18 protein-coding genes are annotated in these 16,396 nt (G+C 54.7%); 11 read left to right on the top strand and 7 right to left on the bottom strand.

All coding sequences use genetic code 11. From position 1 onward, the window contains the following. Positions 1–2: 2 nt before the first annotated feature. Complete coding sequence (envC, locus tag K6L24_RS20910; RefSeq protein ID WP_222681799.1) at positions 3–1,310, bottom strand: murein hydrolase activator EnvC; 1,308 nt, start codon at positions 1,308–1,310, stop codon at positions 3–5. Positions 1,311–1,662: 352 nt separating this feature from the next. On the opposite strand from envC, the gene K6L24_RS20905 reads away from it, so the two are divergent. From K6L24_RS20905 to cysE, 5 genes are all read left to right on the top strand, one after another. Next, the gene (locus K6L24_RS20905; protein ID WP_062746883.1) at positions 1,663–2,094 is read left to right on the top strand and encodes a rhodanese-like domain-containing protein; all 432 of its coding nucleotides are present in this window, start codon (positions 1,663–1,665) and stop codon (positions 2,092–2,094) included. Positions 2,095–2,111: 17 nt separating this feature from the next. After that, entirely contained in the window at positions 2,112–2,363 is a 252-nt protein-coding gene (grxC, locus tag K6L24_RS20900; RefSeq protein ID WP_062746881.1) for a glutaredoxin 3, read from the top strand. Positions 2,364–2,445: 82 nt separating this feature from the next. Next, positions 2,446–2,907, top strand: coding sequence for a protein-export chaperone SecB (gene secB / locus K6L24_RS20895; RefSeq protein WP_062746879.1), 462 nt, complete (start codon positions 2,446–2,448; stop codon positions 2,905–2,907). Continuing rightward, positions 2,907–3,926 carry an NAD(P)H-dependent glycerol-3-phosphate dehydrogenase gene (gene gpsA, locus K6L24_RS20890; protein WP_062746877.1) on the top strand — a complete coding sequence of 340 codons (1,020 nt, stop codon included), beginning with the start codon at positions 2,907–2,909 and terminating at the stop codon, positions 3,924–3,926. Before secB ends, gpsA begins: the two co-directional genes overlap by 1 nt. A gap of 65 nt (positions 3,927–3,991) precedes the next feature. After that, entirely contained in the window at positions 3,992–4,813 is an 822-nt protein-coding gene (gene cysE / locus K6L24_RS20885; RefSeq protein WP_062746875.1) for a serine O-acetyltransferase, read from the top strand. 154 nt (positions 4,814–4,967) lie between these two features. Here the strand turns inward: cysE and trmL are convergent, their stop codons facing one another. The 3 genes from trmL to cpxR are packed head-to-tail and all read right to left on the bottom strand — an operon-like array spanning position 4,968 to position 7,557. After that, positions 4,968–5,441: a tRNA (uridine(34)/cytosine(34)/5-carboxymethylaminomethyluridine(34)-2'-O)-methyltransferase TrmL gene (trmL, locus tag K6L24_RS20880; RefSeq protein ID WP_062746873.1), complete on the bottom strand. Its 474-nt coding sequence runs from the start codon at positions 5,439–5,441 to the stop codon at positions 4,968–4,970. A 38-nt stretch (positions 5,442–5,479) separates the two neighbouring features. After that, entirely contained in the window at positions 5,480–6,859 is a 1,380-nt protein-coding gene (gene cpxA, locus K6L24_RS20875; protein ID WP_062746871.1) for an envelope stress sensor histidine kinase CpxA, read from the bottom strand. Beyond that, positions 6,856–7,557 carry an envelope stress response regulator transcription factor CpxR gene (gene cpxR / locus K6L24_RS20870; RefSeq protein WP_062746869.1) on the bottom strand — a complete coding sequence of 234 codons (702 nt, stop codon included), beginning with the start codon at positions 7,555–7,557 and terminating at the stop codon, positions 6,856–6,858. Before cpxR ends, cpxA begins: the two co-directional genes overlap by 4 nt. Before the next feature lie 152 nt (positions 7,558–7,709). Between cpxR and cpxP the strand changes: the two genes are divergently transcribed. The 5 genes from cpxP (at position 7,710) to K6L24_RS20845 (ending at position 12,496) form a co-directional block, all read left to right on the top strand. Then, the gene (gene cpxP, locus K6L24_RS20865) at positions 7,710–8,219 is read left to right on the top strand and encodes a cell-envelope stress modulator CpxP (RefSeq protein ID WP_062746866.1); all 510 of its coding nucleotides are present in this window, start codon (positions 7,710–7,712) and stop codon (positions 8,217–8,219) included. Between the two features lie 117 nt (positions 8,220–8,336). After that, positions 8,337–9,254, top strand: a complete 918-nt coding sequence (gene fieF / locus K6L24_RS20860; protein WP_118665064.1) for a CDF family cation-efflux transporter FieF — start codon at positions 8,337–8,339, stop codon at positions 9,252–9,254. Positions 9,255–9,450: 196 nt separating this feature from the next. Next, the gene (gene pfkA / locus K6L24_RS20855; RefSeq protein ID WP_062746860.1) at positions 9,451–10,413 is read left to right on the top strand and encodes a 6-phosphofructokinase; all 963 of its coding nucleotides are present in this window, start codon (positions 9,451–9,453) and stop codon (positions 10,411–10,413) included. A 144-nt stretch (positions 10,414–10,557) separates the two neighbouring features. Then, the gene (locus tag K6L24_RS20850; protein WP_062746858.1) at positions 10,558–11,547 is read left to right on the top strand and encodes a sulfate ABC transporter substrate-binding protein; all 990 of its coding nucleotides are present in this window, start codon (positions 10,558–10,560) and stop codon (positions 11,545–11,547) included. A gap of 193 nt (positions 11,548–11,740) precedes the next feature. Continuing rightward, entirely contained in the window at positions 11,741–12,496 is a 756-nt protein-coding gene (locus K6L24_RS20845) for a CDP-diacylglycerol diphosphatase (RefSeq protein WP_062746855.1), read from the top strand. A gap of 57 nt (positions 12,497–12,553) precedes the next feature. Here K6L24_RS20845 and yhjD read toward each other — a convergent pair whose 3' ends face one another. Together yhjD and K6L24_RS20835 are read right to left on the bottom strand one after the other, a co-directional pair. Further along, on the bottom strand, positions 12,554–13,567 hold the full coding sequence (yhjD, locus tag K6L24_RS20840; protein WP_062747028.1) for an inner membrane protein YhjD: 1,014 nt from the start codon (positions 13,565–13,567) through the stop codon (positions 12,554–12,556). 55 nt (positions 13,568–13,622) lie between these two features. Further along, the gene (locus K6L24_RS20835) at positions 13,623–14,522 is read right to left on the bottom strand and encodes a LysR family transcriptional regulator (protein ID WP_137269650.1); all 900 of its coding nucleotides are present in this window, start codon (positions 14,520–14,522) and stop codon (positions 13,623–13,625) included. A 114-nt stretch (positions 14,523–14,636) separates the two neighbouring features. Here K6L24_RS20835 and K6L24_RS20830 point away from each other — a divergent pair, with 114 nt between their 5' ends. Further along, complete coding sequence (locus K6L24_RS20830; RefSeq protein ID WP_137269649.1) at positions 14,637–15,395, top strand: SDR family NAD(P)-dependent oxidoreductase; 759 nt, start codon at positions 14,637–14,639, stop codon at positions 15,393–15,395. 40 nt (positions 15,396–15,435) lie between these two features. On the opposite strand, the gene K6L24_RS20825 is transcribed toward K6L24_RS20830, so the two are convergent. Further along, on the bottom strand, positions 15,436–16,287 hold the full coding sequence (locus tag K6L24_RS20825) for a PhzF family phenazine biosynthesis protein (RefSeq protein WP_222681798.1): 852 nt from the start codon (positions 16,285–16,287) through the stop codon (positions 15,436–15,438). Positions 16,288–16,396 lie beyond the last annotated feature (109 nt).

The following is a 16,396-nucleotide window of genomic DNA, read 5'->3' as shown; positions in this document are numbered from 1 at the left end:
ACTTATCTTCCTAACCACGGTTGTGGATTGACGGCCCGTCCCTGGCGACGGATTTCAAAATAGAGTGAAGGCGTGCCGCGACCACCGCTGGTTCCGACCAGCGCAATCGGCTGCCCGGCACGCACCTGGGTGCCTACGCTCACCAGCGCACTCTGGTTGTAGCCATACAGACTCATATCACCCTTACCGTGTTCAACCACCACGACCAGCCCGTAGCCCTGCAGCCAGTCAGCCATCAGGACGCGTCCATCGGCAATGGCTTTCACTTCGGTGCCTTCTGGCGCATCAATCACCAACCCCTTCCAGCGCAGCTCACCCTGAAGCTCTTCACCGAACCGGTGTTCGATCGTGCCCCGTACCGGCCATATTGCCTGACCGGACGGTTTACCCAGGCCACCGGTACGTGACATCAGGGAGCGTTCACTGTCGGTGGGTTTATAGGTGCTGCCTTTGCGCTTCGCCTGAGCTTCACGCTCACGCACTTTTTCTGCCTCACGCGCTTCCCGCTCGGCACGCGCTTTGGCTTCCCGCTCTGCTTTGGCAATTTTGTCGCGCAGGCGGCTTTCGTTCTGACGCAACTCGACCAGCTGCGCCTGATCTTTTTCCAGCGAAGACTCCAGTGTGGTCAACGTTTTCTTTCGCGCCTGGCGTGCGCCTTCCAGCTTCTGCTGCTGACTCTCCTGCTGGGTCAGCAGTGATTTTTGCTGTGCCTGTTTATCGAGCAGGCTGGCTTTCTGCGCTGACAGATCGCTACGGGTCTGCTTCAGGTCTTCTATCGACTTCTGTCGGGCATCGTTCAGATAGCCAAAATAGGCCAGCATCCGCTCGCTACGCTGGCTCTCTTCGCCGCTAAGGATAAGCTGCAATCCACTGTGCTGCCCCTGGCGGAATGCCGCATCTAACTGCTGCGCCAGAATATCTTCCTGCTGTTTCTGCTGCTGCTGGAGTTTATTGATAGACGCGGTCAGGTTGGCGATGTCTTTATTGATCGCGCTGAGGCTGCCCTGAGTTTCACGCAGCTGTCGACTGGCTTGCGCAATGATTTTTTCCTGGCTCTGCAGCTGATCGAGAAGCTGACTGCGCTGCTGCTTTTGCCGCTGAACACTCTTCTCTTTTGCGGCAATATCCTGCTGAAGGGTCTGTAACTGGGATTTGTTATCTTCTGCGGCTGACGCAGAAAAAGAGAACAACAATGCGCCGGTGCAAAGTGCACTGACGGCCAGGGCGGACAAGCTTGCACGTAATGGCGGAACAACGGCCGTTGGATTACGCGGGGTCCATGAATGTAACACTGTCGCTTTTTCCCTCATATCTGTGGATTATTCCACGATGAACAGCAGCTTACCAGCCATCTCTGGATGGTTTTCTATTTCTGTCAGTAACAGTCGTGCACTTTACCCGCCGGGGGCAATCAGGCGAAAGAGCCCTCGGCGACAGAGCAACGCGAGACGCGAAAAGGCGACAATGCGCAACAATTGACCGCTTAACTTCGCCGCAGTCCCTTCACAGGATAGCGGTTTTCACTTAAGGCAACTTTTTTTTGTAATCTGTCGCAGAAAACATAACTCTGAAGGGCTTCTCGACTGTACATGACACTCCTGGCAGGTATACTCAGAAGCCTTGTTTTTAGCTTATTAACCCTTTCGGGAGTTGTTACCCCTCATGCAAGATATTATGCAGTTCGCAGGCAATCACACCATTTTAGGTCTGGCGTGGGTTGTTTTGCTGGTACTGGTGATCGTGACCACCGTTAAGGGCATGTTCTCCAAAGTAAAAGTGATTAGCCGGGGTGAAGCCACCCGCTTAATTAACAAAGAAGATGCCGTGGTAGTGGACGTGCGTGGGCGCGATGATTACCGCAAGGGCCATATTTCTAACGCGATGAACGTGCTGGCAGCAGATATTAAAAAAGGCAGCTTCGGCGAGCTTGAAAAACATAAAGCGCAGCCACTGATCGTCGTGTGTGCAACCGGAACATCTGCCTCTGATTCAGCGACCAAGCTGAATGCAGCAGGCTTCGAGCGGGTTTACGTGCTGAAAGATGGCGTCTCCGGCTGGAGTGGTGACAACCTGCCGCTGGTTCGCGGTAAATAAATTACGGGAGTTCTGGCATGGCAAACGTTGAGATCTACACCAAAGCGACCTGTCCTTTCTGTCACCGTGCGAAAGCATTGCTGAGTCAGAAGGGCGTGAATTTCAAGGAAATCCCTATTGATGGGGATGTTTCCCTGCGTGAAGAGATGATAAAACGTAGCGGCCGGACAACCGTTCCGCAGATTTTTATTGATGCACAGCACATCGGCGGTTGTGACGACCTGTTTGCACTTGAAGGTCGTGATGGCCTTAGCCCGTTGTTAAACTAGGGAAGGCTGCGCATTCTGGCGCATATTGCCTGACGATTGCTGCAGCAGAGTAACGGATTATTAACCTATAGGATTACGTACCATGTCAGAACAGAACAATACCGAGATGTCTTTCCAGATCCAGCGTATCTACACCAAAGATGTCTCTTTCGAAGCGCCAAACGCGCCACAGGTTTTCCAGAAAGAGTGGGAGCCGGAAGTCAAACTGGATCTGGACACCGCGTCAAGCCAGCTGGCTGACGATGTGTATGAAGTTGTATTGCGTGTGACCGTCACCGCTACCGTGGGTGAAGACTCTGCGTTCCTGTGTGAAGTACAGCAGGCCGGTATTTTCTCTATCGGCGGAATCGAAGGGACGCAGATGGCCCATTGCCTGGGTGCCTACTGCCCGAACATTTTGTTCCCGTATGCGCGTGAGTGCATTACCAGCCTGGTCTCCCGTGGTACCTTCCCGCAGCTGAACCTTGCTCCGGTCAACTTTGACGCGCTGTTTATGAACTACCTGCAGCAGTCAGAAGGTGCAGCGCCTCAGCAGGATGCTTAATGGATAGCCCTCATGCATCCATGAGCGTCATCGGTGCCGGCTCGTACGGCACCGCTTTGGCGATTACGCTGGCTCGTAACGGCCACAATGTGGTGCTATGGGGGCACAACCCCCGGCATCAGGCGCAGTTACAGGCCGACCGTTGTAATACCGCTTTCCTCCCCGATGTTCCTTTCCCGGATACCCTTCATCTTGAAACCGACCTTGCGACGGCGATAGCGGCCAGCCGTGATTTACTGGTGGTGGTGCCAAGCCATGTGTTTGGTGACGTGCTGCAGCAGATCAAACCTTACCTGCGCGCGGATTCGCGTCTGGTCTGGGCAACGAAAGGTCTGGAGAAAGAGACGGGGCGACTGCTGCAGGATGTGGCCCGTGAGATCCTGGGCGAGACTATTCCGCTGGCGGTAATCTCTGGCCCGACCTTCGCCAAAGAGCTGGCAGCCGGTCTGCCGACGGCCATTGCTCTGGCGGCTACGGACGCCGTGTTCGCTGATGACCTGCAGCAGTTATTGCACTGTGGCAAAAGCTTCCGGGTCTACAATAATCCTGACTTTATCGGCGTGCAGCTGGGCGGCGCGGTGAAAAACGTCATCGCTATCGGCGCAGGTATGTCAGATGGTATTGGCTTTGGGGCCAATGCGCGCACCGCGTTAATCACCCGGGGCCTGGCAGAAATGAGCCGGCTGGGCGCGGCGCTGGGTGCCGATCCGACCACCTTTATGGGCATGGCGGGGCTGGGCGATCTGGTGCTGACCTGCACCGATAATCAGTCGCGTAACCGTCGTTTTGGCATGATGCTGGGGCAGGGTGCCGATGTGGAAGGTGCCCAGAACACCATCGGTCAGGTGGTGGAAGGCTACCGCAATACCAAAGAAGTGAAGGCACTGGCCGCGCGGTTTGGCGTAGAAATGCCAATTACCGAGCAGATTTATCAGGTGCTCTATTGCGGAAAAAATGCACGCGAGGCAGCATTGAGTCTGCTCGGGCGCACAAGGAAGGACGAAAACAGCGGAAGCTGAACCGGATCGACAGTGTTGGAGCCTGTGGCGTCTGACCGGACGCCATTTTTAATGGGGAGAGAGTCATGCCGTGTGTAGAGCCTGAAATTATCTGGGATAGCATTAAAACGGAGGCACGTGCGCTGGCCGACTGTGAACCCATGCTGGCCAGCTTTTACCACGCCACTCTGCTCAAACATGATGACCTGGGGAGCGCCCTCAGCTACATGCTGGCAAACAAGCTGGCGAATCCGATCATGCCCGCCATTGCCATCCGTGAAGTGATCCAGGATGCCTACCGTCAGGATCCCTCGATGATCGTCTCTGCTGCCTGTGATATCCAGGCGGTACGCCAGCGAGATCCGGCTGTCGACAAATACTCCACGCCGTTGCTCTACCTGAAAGGCTTCCACGCATTGCAGGCTTATCGTATCGGCCACTGGCTGTGGAACGAGGGGCGTCGTGCGCTGGCCGTCTATTTGCAAAACGAGATTTCCGTTTCGTTTGCCGTCGATATTCATCCGGCAGCCAAAATCGGCCGCGGGATTATGCTCGATCATGCTACCGGTATTGTGGTGGGTGAAACCGCCGTCATTGAAGATGATGTTTCCATCCTGCAGTCCGTCACCCTTGGCGGTACGGGAAAAACCAGCGGTGACCGTCATCCGAAGATCCGTGAAGGGGTGATGATTGGTGCGGGTGCGAAGATCCTCGGCAATATTGAAGTCGGACGCGGGGCGAAGATCGGGGCGGGTTCCGTGGTTTTACAGCCCGTGCCACCACATACCACGGCAGCTGGCGTACCGGCGCGCATTGTGGGCAAACCGGGCAGCGATAAACCGTCCATGGATATGGACCAGCATTTTAATGGCATGGTGCCAGGATTCGAATTCGGCGACGGCATCTGATTAAGCCTGGTTTACTTGCCATTTTGTGTCCGGGCAGTGCTCGTCATCCTCACGTACTGTATGCACGCTACGGTGACTGCGCGCTGGCCGAACGCAAACTGGCTGCGACACCGACGGCCCTTGATAGAGGTGTAAAATCTGTCCTCACGCTCCGCTACTCCTTAATTAACGCCCCTGCGTAACCCATCTGCCGCCACGCTTCATACACCACCACTGAAACGGCATTAGAGAGATTCATGCTGCGGCTGTCCGGCATCATCGGGATGCGGATTTTTTGCTGTGCGGGCAGTGCGTCAAGAATACTGGCGGGCAGGCCGCGCGTTTCCGGGCCAAACAGCAGGTAATCACCCGCCTGATAGCTGACAGCGCTGTGGGCCGGTGTCCCTTTAGTCGTCAGGGCAAACACTCGCTGGGGAGCTTCTGCCGCGGCAAACGCCGCATAGCTGTCATGATGAGCGATGGCGGTGAACTCATGATAATCCAGTCCGGCACGACGCAGCCGCTTGTCATCCCAGGCAAAGCCGAGCGGCCCGATGAGGTGTAGCTTAAAGCCGGTATTGGCGCACAGGCGAATGATGTTGCCGGTGTTAGGGGGGATCTCGGGTTCGAATAAAACGATATTTAGCATGTTACGGCCCTCAGGAACGAGGGCCGAAGGATAGCAAATTATTCACGTTGAGTGGTATACAGCGGCAGCCAAATCGTCAGACGCAGACCACCCAGCGGGCTGTCGTCGGCTTTGACCCAGCCGCGGTGCTGCTGAATAGCATTATCAACAATCGCCAAGCCCAGACCTGTTCCGCCGGACTCCCGATCGCGGGCTTCATCGGTACGGTAGAACGGGCGGAAAATCTGCTCGCGATCTTCAGCGCTGACTCCCGGGCCATCATCATCAACGTGGATGGTGATGCCCTGTTTATCCACAGCAAAACTGACAGAAATCTTACTGTGAGAATAACGCAGTGCATTACGTACGATATTTTCCAGGGCGCTTTCCAGCGCGCTGGGGTTGCCGTACAGCGGCCACGGGCCAGGCGGGTAAGGGACCTCAAGGGTTTTCCCTACCTGCTCGGCTTCAAAGCGCGCATCTTCCAGCACCCCTGACCACAGGTGGTTGGCCTTAATCGCTTCGCTGATCAGTGCATTGGTATGCTGCGTGCGGGATAAGACCAGCAGATCGTTAATCATACCGTCCAGCCGCTGTGCCTCCATTTCAATACGCCCCAGCTCTTTGCCTTCACCGTGGCGGCGGCGCATCAGCGCAGTCGCCAGCTGCAGGCGGGTGAGTGGGGTACGTAGCTCATGCGAAATATCAGAAAGCAGCCGCTGCTGGGCATTCATCATGCGTTCCAGCGCGCTGACCATCTGATTAAAACTGGCACCGGCAGCCTGGAACTCCTGCGGGCCTGATTCCAGTTCAGGTCGCTGACGCAGATTCCCTGCCGCAACATCATCGGCTGCATGTTTCAGCTTACGCGCCGGTTTTGCCAGGCTCCACGCGAGCCAGAGCAAAAGCGGTGAGCTGATCAACATAGTGACCATCAGCAGCAGCAGCGGGCGGTCAAACAGCAGATTGATAAAATCGAGCTGCGAACTGCCTGCCGGACGGATCAGATACAGCTGGTAATTATCTTCCCCATCACGAATGGAAAAAGGCCCTGCCATCTCTACCCGGCCATATTTCTTCTTCTGCGGGTGATCGGCATTATCGGCCTGGCCGATAAAGTTTCGGATCACCTGCATTTCGTTATGCTGTGCGCCAATCACGCGCCCCTCGCTGGTCACCAGCAACAGGCGTTGACCGGGCGGGGCCCATTTATCGATGGCGCGGAACAGCCTGCGCCACCACATTAAATCATTGGGCGGGTCCTGACTCAGCTCCGCCTCAACGTGCTGTTCAATCATGGTCCCCTGACGCTGCTCGTTATCCAGCAGCGGCGTCATCTGACGGGAGTCAAGTTTGGGCAGCATTAACACCAGCATCAGTACCAGCGCCAGGGTTAGCCAGAAAATGGCAAAGATGCGGGTGGTCAGGCTGGATATCATGTTGCAGACACCATCAGGTATCCCCGGCCGCGCAGTGTTTTAAACCACGGATGACCGTCTCTGCGCTCCGGCAACTTACGCCGTAGGTTGGAGATGTGCATATCAATGGCGCGGTCAAACGGGGTCAGACGTTTGCCCAGCACTTCCTGGCTCAGATGTTCACGCGACACCACCTGCCCCAGATGCTGTGCCAGCAGATAGAGCAGCGTAAACTCGGTGCCGGTTAAATCCAGCGTGACATTGTCGAAGCTGGCTTCCTGACGACCCGGGTTCAGCCGCAGTAAGTCCACCTCCAGCGTTGGCGAGCTATTGTCATGTTGTTGTTGCTGTTGTTCGCTCCAGTTTGACCGGCGCAAAATGGCACGAATACGTGCAACCAGTTCGCGGTCGTTAAAGGGTTTCGGCAGGTAGTCATCTGCCCCCAGTTCCAGACCCAGCACACGGTCCAGTTCACTGCCACGCGCGGTTAACATAATGACCGGCGTTTGGTGTTGTTGACGCAGTTCCTTCAGGGTATCAATGCCGTTTTTCTTCGGCATCATCACATCCAGTAATAAGAGATCGACAGAGCTGTCCAGTAGCGCCAGTGCCTGCTCGCCGTCACCGGCAACCAGCACGTTGAATCCTTCCATTTCAAGCAATTCTTTAAGCAGCGAAGTCAATTCGCGGTCATCGTCAACCAACAGGATTTTATTCATTTTTTATTGCCCTCCGCAGGCAAAATACCGTGAACGAATGCGCTCAATCCATGACTTTACGTAGTTTTACACCCCCTGACGCATGTTTGCAGCAGGCACCGTAGACTCATTCTCGTTGAATCGAAATACGGAAACAAACCTGGGAGTAAACGATGCGTAAAGTTACCGCCGTCGTTGTCGTTCCGGCGCTGATGTTCACTCTCTCCGCCGCATGGGCTGATAACGTCGCGACGACTGATGAGATGCATCAGGATGACGCAGCAAACCATACGCTGAGACAGGTTACACAAAGCCATATGTTTGATGGCATTAACCTGACAGAACAGCAGCGGCAGCAGCTACGCGATCTGATGCAGCAGGCACGGCACGATCGTTCTCCTATAAGTATTAACGATTTAGAGCGACTGCACGAACTGATTATTGCAGATAAATTTGACCAGACGGCCTATCAGGCTCAGGCAGAGAAAATGGCACAGGCGGAAGTGGCTCGGCAGGTAGAGATTGCCCGGGTTCGCAACCAGATGTACCACCTGTTAACGCCTCAGCAGCAGGACGTCCTGGAAAAGAAACACCAGCAGCGCTTTAATGAAATGCGCAGGCTAACGAATATGCAGCAGTTTTCTCCGCTGCAGGCAGCAAGTAGTACCGGCAGTACCCAGTAACATAGTATCCCTGTTTTTCCTTGCCATAGACACATCCCTGTCTTCCCCCGCCATGATGGCGGGGTTTTTTTTGCCTGAAACCCAGTATACTGAGCATTCGTTATTATGGAGTTTTCCATGAATGCAAACTATGCCCGTCTGGTTAATTCGGCGGCACTGGCGGCCACGACGCTGGCTTCACTCCTGCTGATTATCAAAATATTTGCCTGGTGGTACACGGGGTCGGTCAGCGTTCTGGCTGCGCTGGTGGATTCCCTTGTGGATATTGCGGCATCGCTGACCAACCTGCTGGTGGTACGCTATGCATTACAGCCTGCCGATGCGGAGCACACCTTTGGCCATGGTAAAGCCGAATCTCTTGCGGCGCTGGCACAGAGTATGTTTATCTCTGGTTCTGCACTGTTTCTCTTCCTTACCGGATTGCAGCACCTAGCCTCTCCCGAACCCATGAAAGCCCCGTTGGTTGGTATGGTGGTTACCCTGATTGCCCTGATATCGACGCTGGTGTTGGTGACATTCCAGCGCTGGGTGGTTCGCCACACGCGCAGCCAGGCTATCCGTGCGGATATGTTGCATTATCAGTCTGATGTGGTGATGAATGGCGCTATTCTGCTGGCACTGGCCTTAAGCTGGTACGGTTATCATCGTGCTGATGCGCTGTTTGCGTTAGGGATTGGGGTATGGATTTTATACAGTGCATTGCGTATGGGATATGACGCGGTTCAGGCCCTGCTTGACCGCGCTCTGCCTGCCGATGAACATCAGGCGATTATGGATATCGTGGCCGGCTGGCCCGGTGTGCGGGGCGCACATGATATTCGTACCCGCCAGTCAGGCCCGACACGTTTTATTCAGCTGCATCTGGAAATGGACGACGAGCTTCCTTTACACCAGGCTCACCAGTTAGCGGAACAGGTTGAACAGGCATTACTGCACCGTTTTCCCGGTTCTGATGTCATTATCCATCAGGATCCCTGTTCGGTGGTGCCCGAAGGCCGAAAAGGCAATTTTGATCAGGAAAGCGTTTCTAAATGAAATGGTTAGCGATTACACTGGTTAAAACGTGACGTAACGCAAAAAAAATAGCCGAAAGTTGCCTGACCTGAATCAATTCAGCTTTCAGGGTTTGATATACTATTGCCAACAATTGAGTCGGTTATCTCGTTCGCCTACGTCGACCCGCTCCGGCGTCCAGAATTCATCATTTGCATCATCAAGTTCAGAGGTTGTCATGATCAAAAAAATCGGTGTACTGACAAGCGGCGGCGACGCCCCAGGTATGAATGCTGCGATCCGGGGTGTTGTTCGCGCCGCGCTCAGTGAAGGGCTGGAAGTGTGTGGCATTTATGACGGCTACCTGGGCCTGTATGAAGATCGCATGGTTAACCTCGACCGCTACAGCGTGTCGGATATGATTAATCGCGGAGGAACCTTCCTGGGCTCTGCGCGTTTCCCTGAATTCCGTAACGACGATGTGCGCACCGTTGCCATCGAGAATATGAAAAAGCGCGGTATTGATGCGCTGGTGGTCATTGGCGGAGACGGCTCTTACATGGGGGCCAAGCGTCTGACCGAGATGGGCTTCCCGTGCATCGGTCTGCCGGGCACTATCGATAACGACGTGGCGGGCACTGACTACACCATCGGCTACTTTACCGCGCTGGAAACCGTGGTAGAAGCGATTGACCGCCTGCGTGATACCTCCTCTTCACATCAGCGTATTTCCATTGTTGAAGTGATGGGGCGCTACTGTGGTGACCTGACGCTGGCGGCGGCCATTGCGGGCGGCTGTGAATTTATCGTGCTGCCTGAAATCCCTTACACGCGCGAAGAGCTGGTCAGTGAGATTAAAGCGGGTATCGCTAAAGGTAAGAAGCACGCTATCGTGGCCATCACCGAACACATCTGTGATATCGACGACCTGGCAAAGTATATTGAAGAAGAAACTAAACGTGAAACGCGTGCCACGGTGCTGGGACACATCCAGCGCGGCGGAGCGCCAGTGGCTTACGATCGTATTCTGGCTTCCCGCATGGGTGCCTACTCGATTGAGTTACTGTTGCAGGGCTACGGCGGTCGTTGCGTGGGGATTCAGAACGAGAAGATGGTGCATCATGACATCATCGACGCGATTGAAAATATGAAGCGTCCGTTTAAAGGTGACTGGCTGGATACCGCTAAGAAGCTTTATTGATGAAAAACAGGGCGCTGCCGGCCAGCGCCTTTCTTATGCAATGCGTTATTCCATATAGTTATTACAGCTAATTTTTAATTCTTTAATTCACGGATTACTTTGTGTCACGCTCCATGACAGATAACATCTTTGGGAGTAGGTGCAATGAAGAAGTGGAGTGTGGGCATTACCCTGTTACTGGCCTCGACCAGCGTACTGGCGAAGGATATTCAGTTGCTGAATGTCTCTTACGATCCAACCCGGGAGTTGTACGAACAGTACAATAAAGCCTTCAGTGCACATTACAAACAGGAAACGGGTGACAACGTGGTGATCCGCCAGTCACATGGTGGTTCTGGCAAGCAGGCCACCTCCGTTATCAACGGCATCAAAGCCGATGTGGTGACACTGGCGCTGGCCTCGGATGTTGATGCGATTGCCGAACGCGGCCGTATCGATAAAAACTGGATCAAACGTCTGCCGGACAACTCCGCGCCTTATACCTCCACCATTGTGTTCCTTGTACGTAAAGGCAATCCGAAAAAAATTCACGACTGGCAGGATCTGATCAAACCAGGCGTATCGGTGATTACTCCGAACCCGAAAACCTCCGGCGGTGCCCGCTGGAACTATCTGGCTGCCTGGGGCTGGGCGCTGGATCAGAATCATGGCGATCAGGCTAAAGCCCAGGAGTATGTGAAGGCGCTGTTTAAAAACGTCGAAGTACAGGATTCAGGCGCACGCGGGGCGACGAATACCTTTGTCGAGCGCGGCATCGGTGATGTCCTGATTGCGTGGGAAAATGAAGCGTATCTGGCGGTGAACAAACTGGGTAAAGATAAGTTCGATATCATTACCCCAAGTGAATCCATCCTGGCGGAACCGACGGTTTCTGTGGTTGATAAAGTCGTGGATGACCGCGATACCCGTAAAGTGGCGGATGAATACCTGAAGTATCTTTATTCTCCGGAAGGTCAGGACATCGCCGCACAGAATTACTATCGTCCCCGCGATGCCGCGGTAGCGAAGAAATACGCCAGCGCGTTCCAGCCGGTGAAACTGTTTACTATTGATAATAAGTTTGGAGGCTGGGCTCAGGCACAGAAAACTCACTTCGCCGAAGGCGGAACTTATGATCAGGTAATGAAGCGCTAATTTGCTTTATGTGCGATATTTTACAAGGGCCGACTATTGTCGGCCCTTTTTATTTGTCTCAGTGTTAATAGAATTAAGAGCTTGCTGATTTTCTTTGCTTTAAATAAATGTTGCACCACGGGATAATTTCGCATGATATTTTTCACGTCTTAGACTACATTGTGAGCAACCAAGGTACAGAGGTTCAGAAAAAATGCTGGGACGAAGGCGGGTTGTTATCACGCTGGTCGCTATAGTGGTAGTAGTAACCGTCGGTTTTGCTTGTATCGCACTGAAATTTAACAGTAATGCAGACCAGTTGTGGAACATTGTTAGCCAGCAATGTGTGCCCGGTCAGGAAAATAAAAATAATCCTTCCCCCTGTCGCCTGGTCAATATTTCAGACGGGTATGTCGTACTCAAAGACAGGAATGGAGCATTACAATTTTTGCTGATGCCGGTGGCGAAAATTACCGGCGTGGAGAGTGAAAAATTGCTCAACCCCGCCACGCCTAATTACCTGTCAGAAGCCTGGCGGGCGCGTCACTTTATGGAAGAGAAGCACGGCGCCATAATGGACGATCGGGTATTTTCTCTGGCGGTTAATTCGCGCTGGGGTCGTTCTCAGAATCAGTTGCACATTCATATCTCATGTCTGCGGCCGGATATCCGTGAGCAGTTGGACAAGCTGGATCACCGTCTGACCGCAAAATGGCAAAGCCTGCAGTTGGGCAGTCATGAATATGAGGTCAGAACGATGACGCGCGATGAGTTTAAACGGACCAGCCCGTTTATCCGTATTGCCAATGAGTTGCCCGGTGCTCGCGATGATATGGGGAGTTACGGTATCGCCATTGCCGTGTTAGCGGACGGCAGACGTGTGTTGATGGTGGTGAAACGCAATTTGCTGATGCTAAACCGGGCCTCTGCCGAGGAGTTGCAGGACCACAGCTGTGCATTAGTGAAATAATCCCGCCAGCCTTTTGCCGGGTCGACCTTCTGTCCGGTCGACCCGCCTCCTCAGAGGCTATTGTACACGCTGGTTTTGTTCCGGTTCCGGATCATTCTTGTACTGAGCGGTCGCAATCCAGGCCGCGCAGAACAGCGTCAGGCGCGCAAAGAAATAGAAAAACGCCATCAGACCCAGTACCGATCCGAACGCAGCGCCGGAGGGCGAAGACGCCAGCTTTGGCAGCGTCAGGGTCATAATAAATTTAATCACCTCAAATCCTATCGCCGCCAGCAGCGTACCGCGAAACAGGGCTTTTTTGCGCGGCTTATGGCGCGGCAGTATCCAGAAAATCCACAAAAACAGCAGGTAGTTGGCGAAGATCGAGATCGATAACGCAATCAGCGTCATCGCAGGGCGTAGCCACTCAATGCCTTCCAGCCCCAGCGCACGCACGATAGCGGCCTGCGCCGCCCCGGCAATCGACGTCAGCGACAGCGTGATAATCAATGCCAGCACCAGCCCGGTCAGAGAGATAAAGTCCCGCGAGTATTTAAACCAGATTTTTTCCTCATCCTGTGGCGCTCGCTCCCAGACATCCCGTGACTGAGCGCGTATCGCTTCGCGCAGATTTCCCATCCAGCTAATCCCGGAATAAAGCGCCACCAGCAGGCCGGTCAGACCGACGGTAGTACGCTGCTGAATAGCCGTATTTACCGTGCTTTTCAGCGTGGCCGCCAGCGAGGGATCGCTGATATTACTGACGATCGTGTTGATCAGTTTTGCCAGCAGGTCAGGATTCGAGGCCAGCACAAAACCGACACCGGCAAAGGACACCATCAGGATCGGGATCAGTGAGAGAAAAGAGAAGTAGGTGATAGCGGCCCCGAACTGACTGCCGAGACGATCGTTAAAGCGTTCACCGGCGCGAATAAAGTGTGCCACCGCAGGGATGGCCCGGAACCACTCGACCAGTTTCGATACGCGAGACAGGGATTTATCGACCGTATGATTACCGGTTTTTAGTGAGATAAGCGGTTTTTCTGCCGGCTTCTCTGTGGGCTGGGTTGTACGCTGTTGATTGTCTGCCATGAATCCTTCGTTATCCTTATAAAAAAACTGACTGCCGCTCATTATAGTCTGCTGGTCAGGTGACGTAACGTGTGAGCGTCTGACTGAGCCATTCAATAAATACCCGTACCCGGCGTGCCAGGTTCCGGCGATGCGGGTAGAGCAGGGCGACGGGCATCGGGCGGGCGGGAAACTGGGGCAGGATTTCGACCAGTTTTTTTTCTTTCAGGGCCTGTAAAACACCCGCCCGGGGTACCTGAATAATACCCAATCCGGCGATACAGGCAGCCCGGTAGGTTTCTGTGCTGTTAACGGTCATCGTACCGCCGGTCTTGATCAACCGGGTGGTTTTCCCGTCATCATATTCAAACCCGCCCGGTGGCCCGCCGAGATGCTGGCTGTAATGAACCATGGCATGTTGAGACAGTGCTTCCAGGGTATCAGGCGTGCCAAAGCGCGCCAGATAGTCCGGGCTGGCGCAGTTAATCAGCGGCAGATAACCAATCTGACGGGCGATTAAACCGGAATCCTCCAGCACACCAACGCGCACCACACAGTCAAAGCCTTCGCGGATCACATCCACACGACGGTCGCTGCTGCTGAGTTCCAGCTCAATGCCCGGATACTGTTGCAGAAAGTCCGGGAGTAGCGGGAGCAGATAGTTACTGGCCAGACTGACCGGCATATCCACTCGCAGCCGTCCGCTGAGGGTGGCAGGATCGTGCTGAAACAGGGCATCCATCTCATCCAGCGTGGCCAGCACGTCGCGGCAGCGTTCGATATAAATCTGCCCGTCCTGAGTGAGCTGCACGCGGCGCGTGGTCCGGTGCAGTAAACGTGAGCCGAGGCTATTTTCCAGGGCCTGGATCTGGCGCGACAGGCTGCCTTTAGGCAGACCGAGACTTTCTGCCGCTTTGGTAAAACTCTGCATTTCTGCCACCCGGACAAACACCTGCATTGCGTGAATTTTATCCATTGCTGTGCTCATTGTTGTAATAAATGGAACAGTGAAGCGTATATGAAGACATTTATAGAACAGATGAGAGGTAATATCCTCATTTTTGTCCACAGCCTTCATCGGGAGTACAAAATGAGCCAGAAAATAGCACTGATTACCGGCGGAAGCCGGGGTTTAGGCCGAAATGCCGCCTTAAAACTCGCAGAGAAGGGCGTTGATGTGATTTTGACATATCGCAGTCAGAAGCAGGCGGCAGAATCCGTTGTCGCCCGGATTCAGGCGCTGGGAGGCCGTGCCGTGGCGCTTGCGCTGGACGCAGGCGACAGTCAGGGTTTCAGCGTCTTTGTTACTGAAGTCACGCATCAGCTGGAAAAAATCTGGCAGCGTGAAACATTTGATTATTTATTCAACAATGCCGGTACGGCGCTGTATGCGCCCTTTATGGACACCACCGAGGCGCAATTTGACCAGTTGGTGAACATTCATTTTAAAGGGCCCTTTTTCCTGACGCAGGCCCTGCTGCCGCTGATGGCGGATGGCGGACGCATCCTCAATGTGTCCAGCGGTCTGGCGCGTTTCAGCCTGCCGGGTTCCAGCGCCTATGCCGCCGTAAAAGGGGCGATGGAGGTACTGACGCGCTATCAGGCGAAAGAGCTGGGCGCACGTAGTATCACCGTTAACATCCTCGCACCGGGGGCAATTGAGACGGATTTTGGTGACGGGCGAGTACGGGATGATGCGGCAATGAACGCCTTTGTGGCATCACAGACTGCGCTGGGTCGGGTCGGGTTGCCTGATGATATCGGTGATGCGGTTGCGGCGTTGTTCAGCGAGGGGTGCCGCTGGGTGAACGGACAGCGCATCGAGGCATCGGGAGGGATGTTTCTGTAAAGGTGGGCGGACTGAAAAGGTTCGCCCTGTTGATGCCGGGCTATACCCGGATTGTACCGTCGATCACCGTGACGGTCTGACCGCCAATCCACACGCCATCTGCGGCCCAGGTCACGCTCAGGCGGCCCGCCCGCTGCATGGCCGTCCCCTGACGCACGCGGTAATCCAGCTCCACGCCGCGTGCCTGCAGGTAGCGGGCCAGGCAGGCATTGGCACTGCCGGTCACCGGATCTTCGGCCAGGCTGCCCTGCTCAATCAGCAGGCCACGCACTTCATACTGTTCACTCCCGCCGGCTAACGGGCCAAAGGGCATCACCCCGTCGACACCGGCCTGTTGTACCAGTCGGGCAAACGCCACCACGTCTGGCTTAATCGCCAGCACGGCATCAGCAGACGTCATCGGCACCAGCAGCCAGCGAATACCCATATCGGCAATCATCACCGGAAGCTGCGCTTCCAGATCGCTGCTGTTCAGAGCCTTGGTGATCGACGCGTCGCTGAACGGGGTAAGGATGGCTTCCGGGGCGGCGAAGGCCAGCGTGCCGTCGTCACTGATGCTGACACGCACCAGCCCCAGCCCACACTCCTGCACAATCTGGCCGGGGGTTTTCAGCGCGATCCCGGCTTCGAGCAGCGCGTGAGCGGTGCCCAGCGTGGGGTGGCCGGCAAAAGGGAATTCGGTATCCGGGGTGAAAATACGCACCCGATAGTCGGCAGCAGGGTCAGTCGGCGGCAGCACAAACGTTGTTTCCGACAGATGAGTCCAGCGGGCGATCGACTGCATCTGATCGTCGCTCAGGCCGCTGGCATCCATGATCACCGCCAGCGGGTTGCCGTTGTAGGGAACGGAGGTAAATACATCAACCTGTTTAAAAGGGCGTAATGGCGTCATAGCGCTTCCTGTCAGTGTGAAGGTTCTGCCGGCCGGGTCTCCGGATGAAGGTTGTCAGCCCCGACTATTATCGGTATTAATAAACCACAGTGGTTTAAAAAAGTGATGT

Origin of the sequence: Erwinia persicina (assembly GCF_019844095.1) — a bacterium.
In the GTDB taxonomy this organism is placed as follows: Bacteria; Pseudomonadota; Gammaproteobacteria; order Enterobacterales; family Enterobacteriaceae; genus Erwinia; species Erwinia persicina.
This window is presented reverse-complemented; position numbering and strand designations above follow the sequence as displayed.